Origin of the sequence: Spirosoma panaciterrae DSM 21099 (assembly GCF_000374025.1) — a bacterium.
In the GTDB taxonomy this organism is placed as follows: Bacteria; Bacteroidota; Bacteroidia; order Cytophagales; family Spirosomataceae; genus Spirosoma; species Spirosoma panaciterrae.
This window is the reverse complement of the sequence record NZ_KB893206.1, coordinates 103,543-127,786: the sequence shown is the minus strand read 5'-3', so window position 1 is coordinate 127,786 and position 24,244 is coordinate 103,543. Positions and strand designations below refer to the sequence as shown.

Here is a 24,244-nt window from a genome sequence, read left to right as displayed (position 1 = left end):
AAAGAGCGAACCTCCATCTGGAAGTTCGCTCTTTTTCTGCTTGGTAAGTTGTTACCGCTTAATACCCTGGATTCTGGACCAGATTCTTGTTGGTATCTATTTCACGCTGAGGGATCGGCAACACCAGGTTATTGGCATTATAGGCCGTTGTACCCACCGAACCGGCTGTACGCTTAATGTCGGCCAACTGCTGCCCTTCAAAAGCCAGTTCCAGACGACGCTCCAGCAGAATAGCCGCCAGATCGACGGACGTGAGCGGAGTAGCTTTAGACCGGGCACGAACCAGATTGACATCGGCCAGGGGCGTAGCGCCAACAGCCGTATTCAGACGGAGGTTCGTTTCGGCGCGTATCAGGTACATTTCGGCCAGCCGAACGACGGGTACATCGCCATATTGATCGTTGTACTTGCTGGTAAAGGTGTTCTGCCCTGCGGTATTGAAGAATGTACCCCGTACGTCACCCGTACCATACAACTGCCGGAATTTGGTTTGTACCCGCACATCGCCACGGCCCTGGTTGAGTGCCGACGCATAGAACGTATTCATGTCATTGGCCCCATCCTGATCGGTCACAATAATCTTAAAGATCATCTCGGAGCCATTCGTAGCATCGCTGAATACATCGGCAAAGTTAGGAGCCAGACTATACTGACCTGACGTGATAACCCGGTTAGCGGCATCACGTGCTGCGGTGTAATTCTTCTGTTGCAGGTAAATACGAGCCAGCATGGCAGCCGCAGCCCCCTTCGTGGCAAACCCATTGCCCCCCAACTGTGTAGCTGGCAGATCGCTCTCGGCCTTGGTAAGATCGGCTATTGCCTGGGTGTATACTTCGGCAACGGTATTCCGGGCGCGATAATCCGCTTCTGTTACACTATTAGTTGCCGTCAGCACAAGTGGAACACCCGGATTGGATGCAGGCGTACCGTCGTTCCAGTCTTTGGCAAACGCTTTCACCAGTTCAAAATATAGCGCTCCCCGGATAAACAGCGCCTGCCCTTCGATATTAGCCCGGTTGGCCTGGCCTACTTTGTCCAGCGCCGACAGCACATTGTTGGCCCGGTTGATGGCATTGTATCCATCGAGCCAGAAATCACGGGTGTAGGTATTAGAGGTCGTGACCGCTTTGCGCCAGATTTCGTCGATGGCCGCGTACGTACCACCGAATACGACATCACGGTTGTCGCCCAGCAGGTCGCCCGTGTACTGGATTTCCCCGCCATACACGTTTACATCACTCAGGCCATCGTAGGCCCCTGTCAGCGTGATTTGTACGTCCTGTTCGGTATTCAACGCCTGACTTTGCTCAATACTCTGCGTGGGCACAACGTTCAGGCGGTTGCCGCAGGCCGTCAGCAGCATACCGACGGTTCCGGCGTATAACCAATGTTTTATGGATGAATTCATGGAAAAAATGCGTTTGGAGAAGCCGTTTGAACGGCACTGATTAGAAACCGATGTTGATACCACCCGTGATCGTACGCGCCTGGGGAGCCGTATAGAAATCGTATCCCTGTGCAATGTTCGATACAATGTAGTCGGCGTTTACCTCAGGGTCCCAGCCTGTGTATTTCGTAAACGTCAACAGGTTCTGACCCGTCACGAACAACCGAACGTTTGTCAGTTTCGCCCGGTTGATCAGCGCTTTCGGTAAGTTGTACGACAACGTAGCGGTACGCAGCCGAACAAATGAGCCATCGAGAATAAACCGGCTGGACGACTGCGCTCCGTTGTTGTAGTACAAACGCGCTTCCGGTACGTTGGTATTAGTATTCTGTGGGGTCCAGGCCGCTAACTGATCAACTGTTTGGTTATCTTCATAGCGACCGTTGGCCGACGAATACCGCCCCACACCGTAGAAATTAATCTTATTGCCAAACACGCCATTGAACAGTACATTCAGCGTAAACCCTTTGTAACTGAAGGTGTTGGTCATACCGGCTGTCCATTTAGGCAGTGGGCTTCCGACCACTACACGCTGGGCTTGGCCATACACATTGGTTGTTGACCGATCAATGGACCCGTCGGCATTCTTTGCGTTTTTATACCAGAGCGCATCGCCATTGGCAGGATCTACACCTGCATACTCCTGCGTGAAGAATACGCCAAGCGGCTGCCCTTCCACTGCCCGGCTCATGGCATTGATACCGCCTTCGATAATCTGGCCCTGCAGGTTGGTGATCTTGTTGGTGTTGGTGGCCGCGTTCAGGTTGGTGGTCCAGCGGAAAGCACCCGTCAGGTTCTCCGTGTTCAAAACAAACTCAAACCCTTTGTTTTCCAGGCTGCCTACGTTCCGAAACTGCGTAGCAAACCCAGTGGTGCCCGGCACGTTTACGCTCAGCAGCAGACCCGACGTTTGCTTGTTGTAGTAGTCGATCTCCCCATTGATGCGGTTGTTCAGGATACCAAAATCAACCCCCACGTCGAACTGATTGGTCGTTTCCCATTTCAGATCGGGGTTGGCTAACTGAGATGGACGCTGACCGGGTAACGTACCATAGCTGGCATCCCCCGTAAACAGACCCAACTGTGGAAAGTTCTGAATCTCAGCATTCCCCGTCTGACCGTAGCTGGCCCGCAGTTTCAGGAAGCTGATGGTATTGTTGTTCTTCAGGAAATCTTCTTCCGAAAGCACCCAGCCTCCCGATACGGCCGGAAAGAAGCCGTAGCGGCTATTTAGACCGAAGCGAGACGATCCATCGACCCGGGCACTCAAACCGACCAGATACCGATCCGCAAATTTGTAGTTGGCCCGCGCAAAGTACGACAGGAAGCGGTAATCGGTTTGTGTGGAAGAACCGTCCGTTTTCCGGGCCGCACTGATAATCTGCCGATACGCATCCGACGGAAAATCACGGCCTTCCGTAAAGTTTGTTTTTTGCTGCGATTGCTGATACGACATACCCGCCGTTAGGTCGAGTACGCTGCGGCCAAACGGCAGATTGTACGTAAAGAAGTTGTTGGTCGTATAGTTCTCTACCCGAACGTAACGGTTCTGACCGATACCTTGTGGCGCACCGAAGTTCCGCTGGGTTTTGCTGTTGTAATACAGTTCTTCCTGCTGGTTGAGCACGTCCAGGCCAAACTCCGTACGGAACGATAAACCTTTGGCAATCTGGAGTTGCCCGAACGCATTGGTCAGCGTACGGTAAACTGTTGTATTGAAATAAGCATTCCCAATGTTGATCATTGGGTTATAGTAGGTCGGAATGCTGATGTCGCCCGGAGGAGTTCCAACAGGCAGTCCTGTAGCCGGATCAATAGACGGAGTCATAGGGGGCAGAGCCACCATCTGCATCGGGTTATCGAACTGGTTATCGGCCGAAATCCGCTGGTTAAATGTACGGGTAAGGCCCATGTTAATACCTACCCGCAGCCGACTCGACACCTGATGATCCAGATTCAGACGGCCCGAATACCGCTTGAGAGCGTTACCAAGGAGAATGCCTTTCTGGTCCAGAATCTGCCCAGACATATAGAAAGTCGTTTTTTCGTTACCGCCGTTCAGATTAAGATCATACTGCTGATAGGGCGCATCCTGATAAGCCAGATCACCCCAATTGGTGCTTACCTGCTGGGGGGTGCCGTACGTCCCTAAGCCCTGGGTTTCGTAAAACCCTTTCATGTAGGAAGTATACGAATCAGGATCGGCTGGATCAAGGCCTTCAATCCGGTCCGAATTGGCAGCCGCTTTGTTATAGAAATTCACATACTGCTCCGTATTCAGGAACTGCAGCTTACGGGTTGGCTTGCTCGATCCGTATTGTGCACCAAACGTGATGTTGGTACGTCCGGCCTTCCCTTTTTTGGTCGTAATCAGCACCACACCATTAGCCGCACGGGCACCATAAATAGCTCCAGCCGATGCATCTTTCAGAATATCGACCGATTCGATGTCCTGGGGGTTGATGTCGGCCAGAGGGTTGGTAGCCGCACTGTTGAAGCTCAGGTTATCTGTCGTAACGGGGGTACCATCCACCACATACAACGGCTGGTTCGACGCCGATACAGACGACTGACCACGCACCCGGACCTGAATACCCTGACCCAGTTTACCTGACCCGGCATTGATCTGCACCCCAGCGGCTTTCCCCTGAAGCGCCTGATCGAAGGTGGTTACGGGCTGGTCCTGGATATCAGCAGCTTTCACCTTAGCGATATTGCCAGTCAGGTCGCGTTTGATTTGCTGACCATATCCCGTTACGACTACCTCATTCAGGCTCCGAACGTCGGTTTTAAGGATTACGTTGATCGTAGTTCGATTACTGACCGACTCTTCAGTCGTTGTAAAACCGATAAAACTGAAAACGAGTGTAGCATTATTGCCAACCGTAAGCCGATAGGTACCCGTCGCGTCGGTGAGCGTTCCCTGCGTCCCCCCTTTCACGCTGACCGATACCCCTGGCAAACCACTACCATCATCGGAGGATGTAACTCTACCCGAAACCACCTGATTTTGGGCATAAGCCCCCCAGGCTGTTATCAGCAACAGGAAGCTAATCTGTACGAGTTTTCTCATAAGTTGTTAATGAAACATGAGTGATAATAGTGCAAAAGTACAAAACGCATCAGTAAATTAAAAAAATGTTAAGCGCGACCAATTTGTACACTACAAATGTTAAAATAGAATAATTGATTAATAAATGAGTTATTAAAAGAATAAAATATCCATAAAATATCTATTAACCCAACTATTTAGACTTCAATAAGCATGATAAATTGTTCGAAAATTCATATTTAACTACTCAAAGTTTAGTTCACCCTGACTACAAAAAATGCAAAAAACTACCTAATAGATAAGTAAAATTAACATGATACAAATAAGTATATTTCATCATACGATCGACCATAAATCACTGATAACAAAGCAGAAAATGCATACAGACAGCCACAATGCATTGCTGCGTTTTTGATGAATGGCTGCAATGGAATTTGTTTGTCTATCGAACAATTGGTTAAACCATGAAACAGCTATTGCGATCTAATCGTTAGGAATATGTGCCCGTAAACGCAAACGATAATGAATAAGAAATTCCTGTCTACCTTATGCCTGATTCTGCTCGTAACAGGCTTACGCGCACAGGTACAATACACCACCGAAAACCCACGTGTAGAGGATGTAAACGACCGGGATGTGACCATCAAGCGGGTCGAACTGACTGCCCAGTATACCATCATTTACATGAAGTTTGAATCGCAGCGCGAGTCATTGACGCTTCCGAATCGTCCTTGGCCTTTTCCAATTCCATCGCCGAATGGCAGTGGACAATCAACTAGTAACATTGGTTTCCAGCCAACGGCCCGTTTATATGTAAATCAGGGGGAAAAGTCCTATAAATTCATTAGAGCCGAAAACATTCCGGCCGAAACCCGTCGACGTGTACAGCCAGGCGAACGGGTCGATTTTGTGGCTTACTTTGAGCGAATAGATCCGGGGTTTACAACCTTCGATCTGTATGAATGCAGAGACAGTCAGGGGTATATCTGCTTCAACTTCTGGGGAGTACACATCATCAATCCATTACGAAAAAATCAGTATTCGCAACGTACACCCAAAGCCCCAACCCCCGTTCCGGTACAACCCAAAACGCAGCAGCCTCGCTATACTCCTCGTACGAAACCCGGTGTAGGAACGGATGAGCCCGCTACACCGGCACAGCCTAAAGAAGCCCCGACGGAAGTGGCGATCAACGGAATTACCCGTGATGCTAAAACAAAAAATCCGATTGTGGCTACAGTTACCTATCGGCTGATTTCGGGGGCCGAAGCCACCGGAGATGATCCTGCCGATTCGGTGCGGAGTGATGACCCAACGGGAAAATATCAAATCCCAATCGGCCGTAAAGGTGTGTATGCCCTGACGGCTTCGGCTAAAGGCTATTTCAGCCAAAGTGATACACTGGCCACCAATCGGGTGGATGTAATGCGTGATTTCAATCTGGTTCCGATTGAAGCGGGTGCGAAAATTACCCTAAAAAACATCTATTTTAACGCATCGCGGTACGATCTTAAACCAGAATCCTATCCCGAACTGGATCGCCTGACCGAAGTGATGCGCGATAATCCAACCATGCAGATTAAGCTGGAAGGGCATACCGACATCGTAGGTGAATTTGATGCGAACGTGGAGCTGTCGCGGAATCGGGTCAATGAGGTAAAAAAATACCTGGTCAATAAAGGCATCAGCGCCAGCCGAATCGAAACGGTTGGGTATGGCCCCTCCCGCCCGATCAACTCTAACAAAAGCCTGAAAGAACGGCCCGAAAACCGCCGGGTCGAGATGGTGATTGTGAATGTATAAACTAAACAAGCTAATTCAGGTTTCATGATTCAAGTTGCTGTCCAGTCCACAGTATCCTGAATCATGAAACCTGATTTTAACTTATCGCTTGTTTTAGCCCGGATTGAAGACGCCATTCGGCCTTATCCTAAAGCCGCCATGTTCGATCTGGCCGAACGAGGCTATACTAGCTTATTTGAGCAACTGATCTCGTGCATTATCTCGATCCGTACGCTCGACGAGACAACCATACCCGTCTCGCTGCGATTATTTGAAAAAGCCCGTACGCCCGAACAGTTGCTGGTGCTGGATATTCCAACATTGACGGAACTCCTCGACGGCACTACGTATCCCGATCAGAAAGCCTATACCTTACGCGGTATTGCCGAACGGATCATTCATGAATTTGACGGCACATTACCAGCCGATTTCGATACCCTGATTTCGTTGAAAGGCGTAGGCCCGAAGTGTGCCAATCTGGCGTTGGGGGTAGCCACCGGGCAGGCGGCCATCAGTGTCGATATTCATGTGCATCGGGTCGTCAATCGTTGGGGGTATGTACACACCAGGCAACCCGAACAAACTCTGAAAGTACTGGAAACGCAGGTGCCTCAGGCGCAGTGGATCAATATCAATCGGTTACTCATGCCTTTTGGTAAGCACATTTGTACCGGCACTTTACCTCACTGCTCCACCTGCCCGGTGCTGGACTACTGCGAACAGGTTGGCGTAGATCGACATCGGTAAAATCCAGTCAGGCGTTTACTACAGGGCCAGCCGCTTGCTATACACTATAGGCATCATTTTTTCTCCGTCAACATAGCTTCGCGGAGGCTGGCGAGCGTTTCCCGACAAGCTTTATCGATTTCCTGATACAGTTCCGTTTGTTGCTGTACGGTTTGCTCAATTACTTTCCGGGTAGTGGTTTTTCCCGCGGCCGAATGTTCCATCTCCGAAACCGTCGTACTCGTGGCCCGAATGGGCGTGTTTAATCCATTACTTTCGGCAATCAGGTCGGTCAATGTAGCCCGGTAACGGCCATACTTGGCCTCAAGGGTCAGGGTGTAGCGAATACGCTGCTCATTCATTTTATACATCGACTTAACGAACAGAATGTTGTGCTCCTGATCGTATTGCTGTTCGGCCGTCGGGTCGGATGCATAATAGGCATCGGCCCACTCATGAAACTGTTCCATCAGTTGCCGGGCAGGGGTTTTAGGATTCGGCACTTTGATGATCTCCTGATACTGAACCTGACCTGCTTCGTTGTTTGGCAATCGGACCTGCGCAACTGCAACTGCCCGAATACAGACACATAATGTAAGGATAAGCAAATACTTCATACTGATAAGGTACTGGAGAAGCGCTACTGCAGCTCGGCCGGTAAAGGCCGTTGCTGACTCAGTTTTAAGTAGCTATCGTGGTATTTTTTATTTCGCTTGACACCCGCACTGGTCATGACCCCACTCAGCATGGTTTTGATCCAGTACCCAAAAATAAATACCTGCGGGTCACGGTCATAAAAAATACGCGAATCAGCCTCATTCTTTTTACGAATTACCTGCCCGACGATAAAATTCTTAAACCGGGTAAGGAGTGTTTTTTTGGTGGTATCGGCCGGACTAAGCAGGTGGATTTTTAAGTCTTTATAGTGCAATTGCATGGTACCGACCGATGCATACCGATTCCCTGCCACCCGGGCCATAATGGGCTTTGCATAGCCGTCTTCCAGATTGGCCGCAATCATAGGACTGGTGATCCGGGTGAGTTCGGGCAGATGTACACCCGATGTATTGAGCGACATTCGGAAACCCGCCAGCGAATCGCCGTAGGATTCCCGATACAGCAGCCGGTCGATGTGCAACCCCAGCAGTTTGGTACTGACGCTCAACACTAAGCTATCGGTTGCGCGTTTCGGCCGATTGGTAATATTTTTCAGCACGCCATTGATATTTCTCAACGGGACATTGCCCACCCGATTGGTTAATTTGGACGTCTCATGGTAAAGCACATGGCTGTTGATTACCGAAATCGAATCGATCCGAAATGGGAACCCGACCTGCCGGATCAAGCGGGTAGGCATCAGCTTTTCGGGAATAAAGTCAGGGTCTGGCAATCGTTTATCGCGCGACACATCCGTCGTTACATTGTTTAGCACCACATGATGAATGGCTATACTGGAGTCGCGATTCCACTGAGCGGTACTCAGGCCATTGAACTGAATCTCATCGCCTTTTACGGTTATGTAATCGGCCTGTACATGAGGTGGTGCCATGAACTCCTCTTTATCCATCGTTGGCTTTATCTGGAACCGACTTACCTGTAACCGGGCATTTTGTGGCTCCCAGGCCAGTTTATCGGCCTCAATAGCTGTTTTTTGCCCATTGAACGATACCTTGTTAGCCACCAGGCTGGTATGATCCAACCAGGTTCGCCAGGCTTGTTTTTTGCCTGCCATCCAACTGAAGCCCGGATAATCGACGTTGGCGGTAATATGGCCGATGATGAGCGGGTCGGATGTCGTATTTCTTTTCAGCGTCAATAGAGGACGCAGCTCACTGGCCGTCAGACTAGCCTCTAAATGCCCCATCAGCATGGGCCGACCCGATTGGCTACCCGATAAGCTCCCATTACTAAGCTGGATGGTCGATGAAGGCACCATCGTTTTGAGCCGTGGACTGCTGAATGTTGTACCGGAAGGAACAATGCGTAGGGAGGCAAAGGACAGGGCTTCGTGTCTGGCCCCAAAGAATCCCTGTCCGGCTATATCAACCACTGACTGAACCTGAATCGAACTGGAGTCTTTCTGGAGCGTATAAGCCACTTTTGCACCCCGAACATCAAGATCGTGTAACGTAAAGGTAAACGGGATAGGGAAGGCTTTGACTGGTCCTGAAAGGTCCGCAGGTTGCTGTTTGCCGGTTATCGTAACTTCAGGCTGGTCGATTTTCAGTGAGTGGAAGCGTACGGTCGAAAAATCGGTCGAATTTAACAGGCCTTTGAGCTGAATTTGAGGAACAAAAACCTGTGTAGACTGACCCGGCCGATTATCCGCATAACGCAGGTTGGTAAGTGTAGATACCTGCTGGCTGTTGAGGTCTATCTGCGCTACCGACAGGCGTTTATTACCCGGAAAGTTTACGTATGTATCCACCAGTTTACCACTAAACTGTTCCCAGCCAATGTCCCCAGTTTCGGTAGATAGTTTATCAATGCGAACATTTTTGCCCTGAAACCCTGCCTGCGTTTGTGGGGCTAAAGCCATGTTAAGCGTGATATGATCCGCCATCAGTTGATCGATATGCAGGAGGGGCAACGGCTTTTGGGGAGGATCGGCAGTTGAGCTTCGGGAAGACCGGACTGGCTTTTTATGCGTCAGGCGGGCGTCGATGGCTAAATCCTGCACACGCAGCAGCTCTACCTGTATATCTTTCGAATGCTGAAGCGCATCCCATCCCAGGGCATCCCAGTAAACTTTGCTGGCCGTCATAACTGTACCATTGGGCAGGTTCACCTGTAGTTTATCGACCTGATTGTAGCGCTGTTGTCCTTTCAGTGTGTAGTTTTTCAGCGCGACCGCCACTTTATTGGTAGTCAGATGCGCATCGGCTATGGTTAATGTCGGAATCGCATGTTTTATGTCGATCAGCGAATCACTGACCAGAAAATCGTTCAGCATCACATTGGCGTTCATGTTATGCATCGTTACCTCCATGGGCCCATCTCCTTCCAGATGGTAGTGAGCATTCGCGTTTATAATCTGAAAACGCTTTACCTGAAGCAGTTCGCCAAGGCCATGGAGGGTTTTGAACAGATCTACTTTTTTGCGAGAGGCAGTCGCCACCACAAAGGGTTTCGGGCGGTTATCGCCTTTTTTAGTAGCTATGATGTCGATACTGGGCTGGACCAGTTCGGCTGCCGATGCCACAATCCGTTTCTGCATCAGATCTTCAAGACTTACGTCGTGTAGTTGCAGAAGCGGAGCTTTAAAGGTAAGTCCTTTGCCCGTTATTTTTCGGGAGGCCGTCCCATACAGCACGTTTCGAAAAATGACATCATTTCGAACCATATGAAACGATTCGACACCAATTTTGAACAGGCTATCGGGCGAAAAAAAAGCAATATTCCGTAAACTGAGGTCGATGCTGTCGGTACTAACGGAGTGTTCGCTTTGGGGATTCAGGACCAGATTGTAAATACTCATATTGGCCTTCTGTGTCCCACCTCTCGACACCGGGTTGGTTCGGTTACCCAGCAGCAGTTCGCCGTCTTTAATTTGCGTGTACCCAACCGTTACGGTTTTAAACAGGGTTTTCAGGTTCGACTGAATCGTACTGACGGTGTCGATCACCTGTTCTTTTCGGCTTTCGATGGGTAAGGTCAGGATGGGACGAAGGCAGATAAGCGTATCGAGCCACAATTCACCTTTCTGATACACAGCGGGTAAATGGCTTGAGTTGAAGAAAAACTTCTCTGCCCGTAAGCTCAACTCGCCCTTTTTGTCGGTAGCGGGCTTATGAAAATGAACCGAATCGATCTCAAATAACTGGGTCGAGCTAATGAAATGCAATCCCCTGAAGCTAAGCGTATTCTTACCGTCCGACAGGACCCATTTCTGGCGCCCCAGAGCTAGTTCGATATGATCGGAGGCCAATACCCGCCGGTCGTTGGTGTCAATCTTCGAAAAATTACGGACCGTCAGATTAATATCCTTGATCAGGAACGGGTCTGCTGTAGCGTGTTTGTACAACGCGAACGTGCCACCTTGTACGTTGAACGACTTGGCATGCAGATGATCTAAGGTTTTTTGAAGGTTTTCGAGGATACTGGACGTATGAAAACGGGTCTGGCTGTGGCCCTGTGCGTTCGTCCGGTAGTCGTGAATAACGATTTCGGGTCTGCTCACCGAAAAGCTATCAATCAGTAACCGCTTGTGTATCAACAGCTCCTTCCAGGATTCGACCGACAAATAGGCCGCCGGAATTTTTACAGAATAATACGTAGAAACATTTGTGGTATCGTTTCGGCTGAACACCAGTTTGTCGATGGTAACCGTTTTGTGCAGGAGCGACAGACTGAGGCCGTGGGTCTGAAAGCCATACCCTCCCTGTGTTTCTTTATCGATGGCGTAGGTAATAATCTGATTCAAATTATGAATCAGCACATAATACACACACCCTACCGCCAGAAACGGAAGCATTACTACCAGAAGAACTAGCTTTACCCAGCTTTTTGACGTCACCTTCATGGTTTTCTTGGCGTGTAGGACAGGAAACGTGTGCGGACAGAACGTGGTTACTGTTCCTTAACTTAACAAGTGACTGAGTCAAGGGGTTTTATTTTACTGAGGGGCAGGACTAAAATTAGAAGATAATTACCTAAAAACCAACAGATTACCAAATACATATAAAAATCAGAAATAGCCCGGTTGGCGGCTATTTCTGATTTTCACGGATCCATATAATATAATCTGTCACAGGGGCATCGGCCAGCATAGGACGGATAAGCTGCACAACCTGGCCCCGGTGGTAAGCCGCATGGTGGCTCATATGGGTTAAAATTTCGACCAGTGGCGTTTGATGTGGATTACCTTTTGAATCTTTGTACACAATAGATTCCGTCAGTTGGCTTTCCGTAAGCCCACCCACATAGCTTTCCACCTGACGGTGCTGGCGTTCGGCGGTTTCGCCCATCCAGCTTACCGGAATATCTTCCCAGATGGAAACAAAAACCGACTGGTTCGTAATCCGCCCTATCCAGACTTGCTGTGCGGATAAGATATGGCCCATAACGGCTACGGCTCGCTGCGGTGGATTGCTGATTGTTTCGAGGGCCGCAATAACCCGGTGGTTGGCCCAAAGTTCATAGCTGAGTAATTCAATCAGATGCTCTTTCATTGGATACCCCGTTTAGTTGCCTGATACAATGCTTCCACAATATTCGTACGGGTATTCAGATTGCTCAGGGTATTGTTATTTCGGGTTGGATAAACGCGATTGCATAAAAACACATAGGTCAGATTGTAAGCCGGATCGGGATCGACCCATACGAACGTACCCGTAAATCCAGAGTGCCCAAAACTAGCCTTGGTTGCCGAACGGGGTGCATTGCCCGAATACGTAAAGGAGGGTTTGTCGAAGCCTAACCCACGGCGGTTACCCAGTTCTGGAAACTGATAGCGGGTAAATTCAGCCATGGTTTTCTGCGAAATAAGCTGCTGTCCACCATACGATCCCATCCGACGGTACATGTCATACACTTTCATCAGATCATTGGCCGATCCAAATAGCCCCGCATGGCCCGACAGGCCATTGAGCATAGCCGCGCCCTCGTCGTGTACGCGCCCCCAGATGAGCGTTTTACGAAACAACGAATCGTATTCCGTCGGCACAATCCGGTCGAGGGAGTAGAACCGACGCGGGTTAAACGTCAGCGTAGTCGCTCCCAGTGGCCGGAAGAAGGTACTTTTTACATACTCTTCAAAGTTGACTCCTGTAACACGCTTCACAACCAGTGGATACATGATAAACGAAAGATCGGAGTAAACGTACTCTTTCTTCTCGTTCAGAGGGGAGTCCCGAATTTGCTGGTAAATAACCTTGGGGTAGTTTTTGAATTCAAACAGGCTATCAGTCACTTCTATCGGGTACCGGCCCGAACGTTCGCTCTTAAAGGTTTTCGGCTTCCAGGTGCCATCCGGATTTTTAGTATCCATCCAGAATGGAATCCAGGCTTTCAGCCGTGCCTGGTGCGTCAGCACATCCCGCCATACCAGATCGGCCTTGTTCGATTTCTTGAGGAAAGGCAGATAGTCGGCCATTTTGCCATCCAGATTGAACTTGCCTTCATCCACAAGCCGCATCAGTGCCGGAGTCGATGTACTTACTTTGGTTACCGAAGCCATGTCATACAGATCATCCAACTGTACAGGTTTAGGCTCTGCTCCTAAGGATGCGTCGTAGGTATGATTGCCATAAGCTTTTCGGAAGATCACTTTGCCATCTTTGGCCATCTGAACCACACAGCCCGGAAACGCCTTTCGGCTTATGCCGACGTTCACCAGCGAGTCGACCTGCTGGGCCAGGTACCGGCTGTCGATGCCCACTTCTTCGGGAATGGTGTATTTCATCCGGCCGATGGGTTGAATCGTTATGCCATCGCCAAACCGGAAGCGCTGATTGACGGTCACTGGAAGCTTTCCCGATGCACCGATAGCGCCGAATATCAACTGAGCGGATAATTCTTCGGTATAATTGGTCAACTGATACGGCATCACGACCGCCCGCGCCTGTTCGATGTTCCGGGCCGTCTGCACGGTGTCCATCGGAAAGGTCAGTTTATCCAGTACGTACGGATTACCAAATACCGTAACGACTGCCTTACCCGTAGCTACTAACTCACTCACCAGAGCAGCCGTTTTGGTTTGCAGACCATACCGGGCAGCCGGGCGAATATTATTCAGGTGAACATCAACCAGAATCAGGTTGTAATTCTTCAGCGAATCGCGAACCTGCGCCAGCGTTGAGTCGGGTGTACGGGAAGTGATGTTAAAATGGTTGACCTGCGTGTAGTTGGCGGCCATCTGCTGAAAAGCGGTAATTTTATCACTTTCCACAGCCACCGATGCGATGCGTAGGGTATCCAGCCGTTGCAGGGGCAATAAATTCCGGTCATTTTTCAGAACGGTCAGACTGGCTTCGGTCAACTTCCGATTCAGCAGATCGTCCTGTACTGAGTTAAGATCGCTGACCAGATTGGTGAGGTCGATGGGTTTATACTGATCCAGTCCTGCCCAGACTTTGGCCCGAAGTACTTTCAGGCAGCGGGCATCCAGCGACGCCTGGCTGATACGCCCGGCAGCCACGGCCTGTTTGATCTTTGCCAGCGCTGCCGGAACATCTTCGGTAAATTCCAGCACATCCAGCCCTGCTTCGATACCCAGCTCATCGGCCTGCCCCGATGGAAAATACTTCGTAAGGGCTTTCATATTCATGGCATCCGAGAAGGTTAACCCCTGAAATCCCAGCTCATTTTTGAGCAGATTCGTGACAATGGCAGGTGATAAGGTCGATGGGCGATTGCGGGTTGTATCCAGGGCTGGAACACTCAAATGGGCGACCATCACGCCAGCCGCTCCGGCTTTGATCAGTTCGCGAAAGGGATATAACTCCAGCGAGTCGAGCTGCGGCCGGCTTTTGGCAATCAGTGGCAGATCGTAGTGCGAATCGGTGCCCGTGTCGCCATGCCCCGGAAAGTGCTTAATGCTGGTCAGCAGTTGGTTATCCTGCATACCCTTCACATAAGCGAGGGCTTTGCGGGCCACATCGTATTTGTTTTCGCCAAACGACCGGAAGTTAATGACCGGATTGTTGGGGTTGTTGTTGACATCGACCGTTGGCGCAAAGTTGATTTGCATGCCCAACCGTCGGGCCTGACGGGCCAGGTTAGCCCCCATCCGATAGATCAGGCTATCGTTCCCCTGCATGGCCCCCAACGTCATCTGGTAAGGGTAGCGAACGGTACTATCCAGCCGCATGGCAAGGCCCCACTCGGCATCCATAGCGATTAGCAACGGAACCTTCGAAACGGCCTGTAATCGGTTGGTTAGTTGAGCCTGCCGAACAGGCCCACCCTGAAACATGACGACCCCACCGAGTTTGGCCGTTTGGACCAGCCGAACCAGCGAATCTTCGTAGGAAGGCCTGCGGTTCGAATAGCCCGCCACCATGATTAGCTGCGCTATCCGGTCGTCGGCCGACATGTTGGTAAATACCGAATCGACCCAGCAGTTCTGACGATCGTTGAGGTTAAGAAAAGCGGGAGTAGTGGTTTGCGCCACTACCGGCATAGAGAATAAGATGCTGATGAAGAGAACAAAAATGGGCCGTCTGAAGGGCATAAGCGAACTGTATTACGAATTACGAGGTACGATTTACGATTTTTTTCCTGCGTGACCAATTAAAATATGAATCACACCATCTAAATCGTAAACCATACCTCGCGGTTCGTACCTGGTTCGGTCGCTTATTTTCTGTATCGGCTGCGGTATTCAGGCCCCACGCCAAATCCATAGCCCAAAGTAATGGAAACGGTTGAGTTTTGCAGCGAACTCCGTGGCCCCCAAACGTTCGTGAAGGCTTGTACATCAGTTAACCCAAGCGTGTAACGGGCGTCGATCAGGAAATGCTGCCGATTGCCAGTGCCCCAGTTCAACTGAATCCCCCCCGTTGCTCCCAGGTCCAGATTATTGAACGCGTCGCTGTTGTCGCCATTGAGTACCGGACCAGTACCTTGCAAATAATCGCCTTTGATCCGCTTCGCATTGAGTTTAATCCCTAGCGAAGGCCCGACAAACAGGTTGGGTCTGAAGTTCCCGTTCAAGGTCAGGAAATAGCGGGCCACCACCGGAATTTCGAGGTAATTGACACGCTGGATAAACTTCATGTTATTACCCTGATAGCTTGTGCCCCGTTGCGAGTACAAAACATCGCCCGAAATACCGAAATGATTCAGGGAGCTATACATCAGAAAGGCGCCTGCGGTTAGGCCGGGCGTAAAACTCATCCCATCGGCACTGCCCCAATAATTAGACAAATTTAAGCCAATGCGTGGTCCGGCCGTAAATCGTTGCTGAGCCGAACTTACTGATAAACAACCAATAACGAAGAGGGATGATAGAATAATAGAACGTAGTGAATTTGCGCGAAACATAAATAAATCAATGGGTTGTTATGCCCCGTTAACGCTTGAGATTCGGCAAATGTTTTAATTTTTCGGGAGAGTACAATCTTTTTCGTTCACAAAAAAGGACACGGTATCAATCAAGCACGGATTTTTATGAACCTTCTGACCAGTCAGGGTTTACCTAAGGCAAAGCCTTTTTTACCACACTGATTACCCCTGAAACCCTTCACTAAACCCATAAATAAACATCTGATTTACAGAAGCGTAATCCCCTACTCGATCACCATCACGATGTTGTTTCAGAACCGTTTTGGGAGTTGGTGCAGCCGGTCTGAATTTCGGGTAATGCTTGGGAGCGAAGAAAATAAAATAAATCGCCATCGCCAGCATAAACAGAATAGCGGCCGTTGTCGTCGCAATCCAGAGGGGCCAGAGCCGTTTTCGATTGGCCGATTCATGAATGCGCCGATGCAACGCACCCCGAAGATCAACCATTTGATCGGCCATAGGACCCTTAGCGACGTTCGTGGCCGTTTGCTGCATGGCTTCCAACCCAGCCAGCGCATCCGCATAAAACGGGTTTTCGAGCAGTAGCCGCTCAACACGATGCCGTGCCGGTCCGCTCAGTTGCCCAGATCGATACGCCTGTAAATCGTCGAATGTCAATTGGTCGTTCATTGTGGTGGCGCGGGTGCCAACCCGCTTTAACTACACGATGCAGATTCGTATCTGCTTTACTTACTGCCGACTCATACAAATTTTCAAATTTCGTCGGCCATTTTGCAAATAACTTTTCACTTGTTTCAGGTCGTAACCCGTCCGTTCGGCTACTTCTGTATACGTTTTTCGCTCCAGATAAAATAGCGTCAGGCATAGTTGCTGCTCTGAGGGCAGCGTCAGCAAACAGGCTTCCATCCTGGTCAGATCTTCTTCCAGCTCAGGCAAGTCGGTCTCATCGCTGACAAACCAATCGGGTGATTCATCGTTGGCATCCGATTCGGTTTTGTTCACCAGCGCAACGGTTGGATGGGACTGACTTTTTCGCAGTTGCATCAGGCAATAATTACGGGCGACACTGTGCAGCCAGGGACCAAATTGCTGAACGTCATGCCGCCGTAAATCGGTTATGAGTTGTTCGAACAGGTTCATTACTGCATCCTTTGCCTCCTCTTCGTCGCGCAGGTAGTTGAAGCAAACCGCGTAGATCAACTCCATGTGCTGCTCATAGAGTTCTCCCAGGATAGTCAGATCGCCCGTGGCCCGATAAGCCGCCAGAAGACCGGCAGCGTCGCTTCGGGACCGCTCAGATGAGGGTTTAGGCTTACGGAACAGTTTCAGAAACATAGGTGTAGGGCTACTTATAACTACTGATGCACAAGGAGCCAGAATTCCATAACCGAACGCTGTGCAGGATAGTTACAGTATAGACACAAACGCTTTACCCCTATGAAACGACTAATCGTTGTTGGTTGCATACTTGGTGTGCTAAGTAGCCTGAACTCAACCAAGCTGATAACCTCCGAACTTCGATCGGCTTCAGAATCCCGACAACAGCCCACGCCTAATCGCCCTGCCGCGAAACCCAACCGACGGGATACCACAAAACCATCCCCTGATTCGACCAAGCCCGGTAATCGACGCCAGCCTCGTCTCCGGCCCGACTCACTACGCCGTGGGGGAGCTACCAGAATCGATACCGTCCGGCGCTGATCGACGGGTCTTAAGCAACCGGCTTTCGTTCTTTCTTTTTGCGCTCACGTTCGGCTTTTCGTTCCCTGCGTTTTTCCTGTCGCTGGGCTTTGCGCTCGGCTTTAGCTTCTTTACGCTCGGCCTTTCGTTCTTCGCGCTTGGCTTTAAAATCGTCTTTAAAGCTTTTGACTGCGTCTTTTAGGGTGATGTTATTATCAAACTCGTGCCGAAACGCTTCTATATACGCATTGCGTAACAATCCGAAAATAGTAGGCCATACTGCCGTCTTGATGTCGTCGTACGTCCCGTTGAGTGGAATCCGGGTAGCTATCTGATCGTGCTTCTGGTTCTTCAGCACATCGGTACCAATCTGGGCCAGCAGTTCCGTAAAAAAGCGGCCTACCGAGCGATGTTCGTGCTCATTGAGCTTAAAAATCGCCATGCCCTTCGTCAGCGGTTTGATGTAGCCATTTAATTTTTTATCGAGCATAGCCATCTCACTATACACACTGACGGTGCCTCGCTCGAAATCAACATTGCCATAGGCTCTGGCAAGGTCATTGAGCTTGACCAATTGAAGGTTATCGAACATCAGGTTGTAATCGAAATCAGGTACTACCTTCAATAGATTCATGTTGGCCGAAAACTTCATGGTGCCCCCATAGCCCGGCACATCCCCGGATGCCACCACGGGGGAAGGGAGTTTTTGGTTCCGGTCATCCACATTTCGGATGTTTCGAACTTCACCCTGAAAGCGTTTGATCGACAGGTCGGCACGGGGCTGGGTAATCAGGCTGGTTAGGTTGACCTCTCCATCGATTACCGCAAATCGGTTGATTTTGATAGGAAGTAGTTTTTTCAGAAAGGCTGTCCAGTCTACTTCAGCCCCTGTCTGGCTGCTGGCTTCATCTTTACTGAATGCGAAGTTGATCTCAGGTTTATAGCATTCAACCTCACTCACCAGCCTACCCTTGAACAAGGCTTTCCATTCGACAGACAGGTCGGTTTTGGGAATGAACAGGAATGGTTCTTTTATCTTTCCGTTGATCTTCCGAATGCGAAGATCATCAATCTGATAAGCCCCTCGGATGAGCTGAATGTCAATATCTTCGACATGGCCCGTATAACCGCCCATGTCGGCAAGGGTTTTATTGACATAGCGTAATACAAAGTACGGTAACAGCAATCGGGCAATGATCAGCAGTACTGCGAGCGCTACAAGGATTTTAGTCGTGCGTTTCAAAACGTTGCGTGATTGGTGTAACGTTTTGATAAACAAAAAAATAAAGCACAGGTTTAGGAATTGATGCAGAAAGTAAACGGGGTGGAGCCGATGGCGTTGTGCCGATCAACGGCTTCTTCGGCATCGATCACACCCCGTTTACTTTCGCTTTCCCACTTTATCGATCAGCGTCCATACGGCAGGAAACGTCGGCCACCCAGAGTTGTGTATTTGAAATCGGTTGACCCATCGAAGCGGGTTTCATCGAAATTGCTGCCACTCGGCAAACGTGTGTATTTAAAGTCGGCATTGCCTGTAAAACGCGCCTGACTGAAGTTTGTACCTTCGTCAAATTTGGTGTATTTGAAGTCGGCAGACCGTTCAAAACGGGCTTTCTGGAAGGTGGAAGCCTCATCGAATTTGGTATATTTGAAATCGGCATACCCCTGGAAGGTAGAACTGCTGAAATCGGCATCATTCCGGAATTTGGTGTATTTGAATAAAGCGACCTTCTCGAATTTGTTAGTACTGAAAATGGCCCGCTGGCTGAATGTTGAGTATTTGAATGTCGCATCATCTTCAAAGGTGCAACCTTCGATCGTTACCGCTTCCGGGAAATCGGTATTGTAAACCGTGTTGCTGGTTCGGAAGATTTTACCATCCTGGTCTTCGGTGCGGTAGCCCAGAAACTTCCCTTTAAAGGTGCAGTTTTTGAACGTCATCGGCACATCGACCGTACTTAGGTACTGCCGCGAATCGCCCCAGTTGCCTTCCCGAACTTCTTTTCGATTAGCTAAACTGGTCAGGTCCAGATCGCCGTTGATAGTCGCATTTTGATAGGAAACCGCTTCTTTCCGATTGATTTTTGCCATAATGTCTTTCGCATCAACGGTTGTTTGCGCCACCACAGGCGACAAGGCAACGAGGGCAAGCAAGAGGGATGTAATCAGGATTTTCATGTCGTCGTTATGAGGTTATTTCCCAAAAGATGCAGATACTCAAACGAAGGTTGCACAGACCCGATTAAGCAGTTATTTCGTGTAGTCGATCTTGGGTTGAACGACCAGAGAAACCTCCGCTTTGTCGCGCATGGGTACAGCTGAGTTAAACGGAAATTTAGTCGTCGTGACATCGTTTTCGATATAAAATTCACGGGGGCCGACCGTTACGCCTTCTGATTTTTCGTAGAGCCAGGATACCGTAAATGGGATTTCGATGGGCCCTTCGGCAGGCGATGGAATCGAAACACCCGATGCATGGGTAGTTAATGGATCCGATTGAAGGGCTAACGTGACAAAAGCACTTCGCACCATATATCCATCTTTAGGCGGAAAGGCGGGTGGATTGATGCGAGTCATGGTAGCGCGTACATGGTAGGTCACCAGCCCCTTGGCTCCATTTGCCGGTGCTGATTTCGCTTTGGACAGAGGTAGTGTGAAACTCGGATTCTTTTGGGTAGCCTCGCCAATCTTATTACCATTGGTATCATAGAAAACCAGTTTCAGCAGAGCAAATTCGCAGGGATAGGGTCGGTCTTTACCATTGTATAGCTTACAAGGTAAATTAACCGTCGGAATTTTCTGATTTTTAGGAAAAGTGGCCGTGATATTTTTGGGGACGGTTACAGTCCCACTGGGTAGTTTTCCCTGACCATATACCATTACAACACTGTACGTACAGAGGAGGGCTAGAACGATCGATTTCATGCTGATTATGAGAACGGTTTGGACGTATTTCGATCAAATATAGAAAAGGTCCGAAGCAACAGCTACTCAAAAATCAATATCGGTCAGTTCGAAATTCTGCTTGACGCGGATGGTGCCGTTCTCTTCGGTACCGGGTGCATACACAATCCGTTCGGGCTGAATCGCTTTCTGAACATTACCGATGTCGCGCTTTCGGTTGCCATTGGCATCAATGATCAGACGGACACGGTACATGCCCGGTTTGAGCCGGCCAAAGCTGTATGTGGGTGTTCCATACACCGATCGGATTACCTTGTATTTATCGTCCAGTAGTTCGATAATAAACTTATTTCCAGTCGAGCCTACGGTGGCAGGGCTCACCCGACCGGCAATTAATCCATAACTATCTTCTTCGGCAATGATGTATTTGGCTGAGTACCGGGCCAATGTATCGCCCTGCACACTAATGAACGCGCCTTTTTGTAGCCGAAACAGCACACTATCGCGCAGGTTGGTTTTCCGGGCAATGACCAGCCTGGAGAAGTTATTACTCCAGACCAGATCGGCCGGTGTCAGCGTGAATGGTTTGGTACTGTCAGGACCAATGATAATCTGATTGGCGTTGTATCGAAGAATCGGTTTGTTGAATGTCAGCGTAAATTCCAGGTTATTGTCGATCGGTTCGCCAGAGGGCGGAGACACCTGTACGGTTAGTCCGGTCCGGTTTTTAGCTCTGGTTTTCAGCGGAGAAAAGTAAATCCGCTCCCGCAGTTCCGTCACATTACCCACCGAATCTTCAGCCATAATGGTTACATGGATGGTATCGTCGGCAGCACGGTTGGCCGGTCGAAACAAGCGAATCATTTTCGGATTTTCCAGAAACGATACCAGCGAATCGCCCGATGAAGAACCGGATATAGTAGACGATGCCGCCGTCGTCGATGTCGCGGATGCTGAATCCGCCGTTGTGGAGACGGCCGACGTGGATACGGCCGACGTGGACGAGGGGCGACCATAGCGCAGTTTATAGCTGGCAATTCCGCTGCTCAGTTCCAGTCCCAGAGTTTCGTCGGTGCGCTCGCGTCGGCTGATACGGGGTTTACCATAGCCCCGAAAAGCCACCAGATTTACATCGGTATAGTTGCGATTCAGATTCAGCACGCTATCACGGAAAGCGACCCGCTCACCCGGTGTGTTGTTAACCAGATTCAAATCCTTATCATCGAACCCATATACTTTATACTGCCCTGCCTTTACGTTTTCGATGCGGTAATTCCCATTGCTATCCGTCCGGGCAAAATACTGCGGCCGCTTTCGATTGATGGGCATCGTGTCGGTAGGCGCAAACAGCCCGACGACAAAACTTAACAGGGGGAGTCGGCTTTCATCATCGACCACATTGCCCGTCAGATAGAGCGAATCGATCACGGAGCCGGTACTGAACACCACCTTTGTATTTTTGGCAATGTTCCGTTCCGTAATGTCTTTGATCCCATCGGCAAAGTCGATGGTGTAGGTCGTATTTTTCTGAAACAGTTTATTGAAATTCAGCCGAATGCCCTTGGGCAGCGATTTCACCACATAGGTATTGCTATCCTGCGGGGTGATGGTAATTTTTTGCTGAAGGTTCTCGCTGTTAACGTACTCATCAAATTCCAGTTCGACAAACTTGCCATCGTAGTTCAACTGACGGGCTGACGGAATACTGCTCACCAGTTTTGGGGACAATGTATCTTTCTTACCCCCAGGCGGTTGGGCGACCTGTGCGCAATTCTGTAGAAAAAACGGAAGAGCCAGCAGGAAACTAAGTACAAAATAATGAAACGTTTTACGCCATGAAACCCGCTTACTGGATAGGTTTACACTAAAATACACAAACTGTTTTTCAACCTCCATTGCGGCACTCTTTTGTTCTTTCACTTCCATTGCGGCACTCTTTCGCTCTTTTATATCACAAAGGTAAACGTCCGTTCATCGTTTACCCGTACCGATTGACATAAAATGGGTAGTGTCTTCGTTAGGATGTATAGAATTTTAAGAAAATTTAAAGGAAGCCTGCTTAAAGAAAGAGAATGTGGGTGAAATTTGGGCGTGTAGCGGCTCCCCTATTCGTAGCTAACTATTAATCAACTGTTCATGATTGGCACCCGTTTTTGTGCATTGCTGTTTGCTGTTGCTTCGCTGGGAGGGTTGACTGGCTGCTCCAGTTCGGCCGACCAGCTCGACACCCAGATCAGCGATGCACTGGAAGACAACACCCTCGATGTCGAAGAAGCCGATGCCCTGCGGGTCTTCATCGGTCAGGAGAGCAAAGCATTGGGGAAAGACAAAAAAACCAGTATTCTCATCACGCCCGATGGAAAACTGGACGAGTCGGCGCTGGTAGCGTATATCAAGCGAAACCGTACCTACCGGAAGCTGGCAAAAGACGGGAAAACACCTACGCTCAATCTGTCGGGTGGTGTGGTAGCCGGAAAGCCCCTGCGGCTGAAGCTTTATCTCGAAGCCAGTGGCAGTATGTTTCCTTACGATGCACCGGGTGGCAACGGGCTATTTAAACGCACACTCAATGACGTGCTGACCGAGTTCGACGCGGTAAATCCTAATCAGGGAAAACTATTTGTGGTCAATACCGAAGTCAACGACCTGGGCCTGTCGCTGTCGCAATTCTTCAAGGAGAAAGACATTTTTACGGTGGCGAAAACGAAGGGAAAAACCACCAGCACCGACTTCGAGAAAATTTTCAGCGATATTCTTCAAAACACCTCGGGCGACGATCTGAGCATCCTGGTTTCTGACCTGATCTACTCCGACCCCAGCCTGACGGGTATGAGTGCCCAGAAAACCCTGGATGCCGCCAGTTCATTGCTCACTACGGTATTCAACCCCTACGCCAATACCCATTCGATGCTGGTGATCAAACTCAAAGCCGACTTCGATGGCACGTATTATAGCTGGAACAACGCCAAGAAAAAATACACGGGCGAACGGCCCTACTACCTCTGCCTGATCGGCCGGAATGAAGCCATGCAACGGCTTTATCAGGATCAAACCTACCAGACCATCCGCCAGTTCAACGACTTGCCTGGTTACCAGGACTCCTGGTTCTTTGGACGCGATGGCAAAGCGATTACGCCTTTCTACAGTGTGCTGGTCAATGATCCTGCCCGCAAAGGTCGTTTCAAACGATCGGACGAAGAGGTGCGTAACCATGACAAAGCCGTTCATGCGCTCACGGATGTTCAGCCGGATGTAGCCGATAAAAGTCTGGCCATCCCCATAGCCGTCGATTTGTCGGCATTGCGCCTACCCGCTTCCTTGCTGACCAATGCCAGCCAGTATGCAGTATCGGGAAAAGATAATTTTGAGGTCACATCGGTACAAACCTACGCGGGCGCTAACGGCACCACCCACAAATTGCTCCTAACAACCGATAAACCAGCGCGTGGCAAACGGACCGCTACAATTCGTCTGCGCCGTGAATTTCCACCCCGCTGGATTGAAAATACCAATACGACCAACGACGCTTCGCCCGACGGCAGCTCTACATTCGGCATCCAGAACCTTTTACAAGGTGTCGAACGCGCCTACAACCCGAATAACCAAACTGAATATTTTACGTTAACCATTAATTTAGAATGATAGAGTGATTGAATGATAGAATAAGTTTTGCGCCAGCCATT

General features: G+C 49.6%; 17 protein-coding genes. 4 read left to right on the top strand and 13 right to left on the bottom strand.

Annotated elements, in window-relative coordinates; genetic code table 11:
• Positions 1 to 58 precede the first annotated feature (58 nt).
• Both B153_RS0125360 and B153_RS0125355 read right to left on the bottom strand, forming a co-directional pair.
• A complete protein-coding gene (locus tag B153_RS0125360; RefSeq protein WP_026262445.1) occupies positions 59 to 1,408 on the bottom strand; it encodes a RagB/SusD family nutrient uptake outer membrane protein in 1,350 nt (449 codons plus the stop codon).
• A gap of 40 nt (positions 1,409 to 1,448) precedes the next feature.
• Entirely contained in the window at positions 1,449 to 4,520 is a 3,072-nt protein-coding gene (locus B153_RS0125355) for a SusC/RagA family TonB-linked outer membrane protein (RefSeq protein ID WP_020599553.1), read from the bottom strand.
• A gap of 501 nt (positions 4,521 to 5,021) precedes the next feature.
• Here B153_RS0125355 and B153_RS0125350 point away from each other — a divergent pair.
• Positions 5,022 to 6,302 carry an OmpA family protein gene (locus tag B153_RS0125350; protein WP_020599552.1) on the top strand — a complete coding sequence of 427 codons (1,281 nt, stop codon included), beginning with the start codon at positions 5,022 to 5,024 and terminating at the stop codon, positions 6,300 to 6,302.
• Between the two features lie 63 nt (positions 6,303 to 6,365).
• A complete protein-coding gene (locus B153_RS0125345) occupies positions 6,366 to 7,028 on the top strand; it encodes an endonuclease III domain-containing protein (RefSeq protein ID WP_020599551.1) in 663 nt (220 codons plus the stop codon).
• Between the two features lie 53 nt (positions 7,029 to 7,081).
• On the opposite strand, the gene B153_RS0125340 is transcribed toward B153_RS0125345, so the two are convergent.
• The 7 genes from B153_RS0125340 to B153_RS0125310 form a co-directional block, all read right to left on the bottom strand.
• The gene (locus B153_RS0125340) at positions 7,082 to 7,624 is read right to left on the bottom strand and encodes a DUF4468 domain-containing protein (RefSeq protein ID WP_026262444.1); all 543 of its coding nucleotides are present in this window, start codon (positions 7,622 to 7,624) and stop codon (positions 7,082 to 7,084) included.
• A gap of 23 nt (positions 7,625 to 7,647) precedes the next feature.
• Positions 7,648 to 11,529: an AsmA family protein gene (locus B153_RS0125335; protein ID WP_020599549.1), complete on the bottom strand. Its 3,882-nt coding sequence runs from the start codon at positions 11,527 to 11,529 to the stop codon at positions 7,648 to 7,650.
• 187 nt (positions 11,530 to 11,716) lie between these two features.
• On the bottom strand, positions 11,717 to 12,178 hold the full coding sequence (locus tag B153_RS0125330) for a DinB family protein (protein WP_020599548.1): 462 nt from the start codon (positions 12,176 to 12,178) through the stop codon (positions 11,717 to 11,719).
• Positions 12,175 to 15,180 (bottom strand): serine hydrolase domain-containing protein, encoded by a 3,006-nt coding sequence (locus B153_RS0125325; RefSeq protein WP_020599547.1) that lies wholly within the window; start codon positions 15,178 to 15,180, stop codon positions 12,175 to 12,177. Before B153_RS0125325 ends, B153_RS0125330 begins: the two co-directional genes overlap by 4 nt.
• A 125-nt stretch (positions 15,181 to 15,305) precedes the next feature.
• Positions 15,306 to 15,992, bottom strand: a complete 687-nt coding sequence (locus B153_RS0125320; protein ID WP_020599546.1) for a porin family protein — start codon at positions 15,990 to 15,992, stop codon at positions 15,306 to 15,308.
• Positions 15,993 to 16,175: 183 nt separating this feature from the next.
• Positions 16,176 to 16,643 (bottom strand): anti-sigma factor, encoded by a 468-nt coding sequence (locus B153_RS35875; RefSeq protein ID WP_020599545.1) that lies wholly within the window; start codon positions 16,641 to 16,643, stop codon positions 16,176 to 16,178.
• Between the two features lie 60 nt (positions 16,644 to 16,703).
• Positions 16,704 to 17,309, bottom strand: a complete 606-nt coding sequence (locus B153_RS0125310) for an RNA polymerase sigma factor (protein WP_020599544.1) — start codon at positions 17,307 to 17,309, stop codon at positions 16,704 to 16,706.
• A gap of 102 nt (positions 17,310 to 17,411) precedes the next feature.
• Here B153_RS0125310 and B153_RS37865 point away from each other — a divergent pair, with 102 nt between their 5' ends.
• A complete protein-coding gene (locus tag B153_RS37865; RefSeq protein ID WP_157634849.1) occupies positions 17,412 to 17,675 on the top strand; it encodes a hypothetical protein in 264 nt (87 codons plus the stop codon).
• Positions 17,676 to 17,685: 10 nt separating this feature from the next.
• On the opposite strand, the gene B153_RS0125305 is transcribed toward B153_RS37865, so the two are convergent.
• From B153_RS0125305 to B153_RS0125290, 4 genes are all read right to left on the bottom strand, one after another.
• Positions 17,686 to 18,933, bottom strand: a complete 1,248-nt coding sequence (locus tag B153_RS0125305; RefSeq protein ID WP_020599543.1) for a DUF748 domain-containing protein — start codon at positions 18,931 to 18,933, stop codon at positions 17,686 to 17,688.
• Between the two features lie 128 nt (positions 18,934 to 19,061).
• Entirely contained in the window at positions 19,062 to 19,835 is a 774-nt protein-coding gene (locus B153_RS0125300) for a pentapeptide repeat-containing protein (protein WP_020599542.1), read from the bottom strand.
• A gap of 72 nt (positions 19,836 to 19,907) precedes the next feature.
• The gene (locus B153_RS0125295) at positions 19,908 to 20,582 is read right to left on the bottom strand and encodes a hypothetical protein (protein ID WP_020599541.1); all 675 of its coding nucleotides are present in this window, start codon (positions 20,580 to 20,582) and stop codon (positions 19,908 to 19,910) included.
• A 66-nt stretch (positions 20,583 to 20,648) separates the two neighbouring features.
• Entirely contained in the window at positions 20,649 to 22,487 is a 1,839-nt protein-coding gene (locus tag B153_RS0125290) for an Ig-like domain-containing domain (protein ID WP_020599540.1), read from the bottom strand.
• A 210-nt stretch (positions 22,488 to 22,697) separates the two neighbouring features.
• Between B153_RS0125290 and B153_RS0125285 the strand changes: the two genes are divergently transcribed.
• Entirely contained in the window at positions 22,698 to 24,203 is a 1,506-nt protein-coding gene (locus B153_RS0125285; protein WP_020599539.1) for a hypothetical protein, read from the top strand.
• The last annotated feature ends 41 nt before the right edge of the window (positions 24,204 to 24,244 follow it).

Bases quoted from the DNA above. Each gene is read 5' to 3' on its own strand.
- B153_RS0125360 (WP_026262445.1), bottom strand. From the start codon at position 1,408: ATGAATTCATCCATAAAACATTGGTTATACGCCGGAACCGTCGGTATG.
- B153_RS0125355 (WP_020599553.1), bottom strand. From the start codon at position 4,520: ATGAGAAAACTCGTACAGATTAGCTTCCTGTTGCTGATAACAGCCTGG.
- B153_RS0125350 (WP_020599552.1), top strand. From the start codon at position 5,022: ATGAATAAGAAATTCCTGTCTACCTTATGCCTGATTCTGCTCGTAACA.
- B153_RS0125345 (WP_020599551.1), top strand. From the start codon at position 6,366: ATGAAACCTGATTTTAACTTATCGCTTGTTTTAGCCCGGATTGAAGAC.
- B153_RS0125340 (WP_026262444.1), bottom strand. From the start codon at position 7,624: ATGAAGTATTTGCTTATCCTTACATTATGTGTCTGTATTCGGGCAGTT.
- B153_RS0125335 (WP_020599549.1), bottom strand. From the start codon at position 11,529: ATGAAGGTGACGTCAAAAAGCTGGGTAAAGCTAGTTCTTCTGGTAGTA.
- B153_RS0125330 (WP_020599548.1), bottom strand. From the start codon at position 12,178: ATGAAAGAGCATCTGATTGAATTACTCAGCTATGAACTTTGGGCCAAC.
- B153_RS0125325 (WP_020599547.1), bottom strand. From the start codon at position 15,180: ATGCCCTTCAGACGGCCCATTTTTGTTCTCTTCATCAGCATCTTATTC.
- B153_RS0125320 (WP_020599546.1), bottom strand. From the start codon at position 15,992: ATGTTTCGCGCAAATTCACTACGTTCTATTATTCTATCATCCCTCTTC.
- B153_RS35875 (WP_020599545.1), bottom strand. From the start codon at position 16,643: ATGAACGACCAATTGACATTCGACGATTTACAGGCGTATCGATCTGGG.
- B153_RS0125310 (WP_020599544.1), bottom strand. From the start codon at position 17,309: ATGTTTCTGAAACTGTTCCGTAAGCCTAAACCCTCATCTGAGCGGTCC.
- B153_RS37865 (WP_157634849.1), top strand. From the start codon at position 17,412: ATGAAACGACTAATCGTTGTTGGTTGCATACTTGGTGTGCTAAGTAGC.
- B153_RS0125300 (WP_020599542.1), bottom strand. From the start codon at position 19,835: ATGAAAATCCTGATTACATCCCTCTTGCTTGCCCTCGTTGCCTTGTCG.
- B153_RS0125295 (WP_020599541.1), bottom strand. From the start codon at position 20,582: ATGAAATCGATCGTTCTAGCCCTCCTCTGTACGTACAGTGTTGTAATG.
- B153_RS0125290 (WP_020599540.1), bottom strand. From the start codon at position 22,487: ATGGAAGTGAAAGAACAAAAGAGTGCCGCAATGGAGGTTGAAAAACAG.
- B153_RS0125285 (WP_020599539.1), top strand. From the start codon at position 22,698: ATGATTGGCACCCGTTTTTGTGCATTGCTGTTTGCTGTTGCTTCGCTG.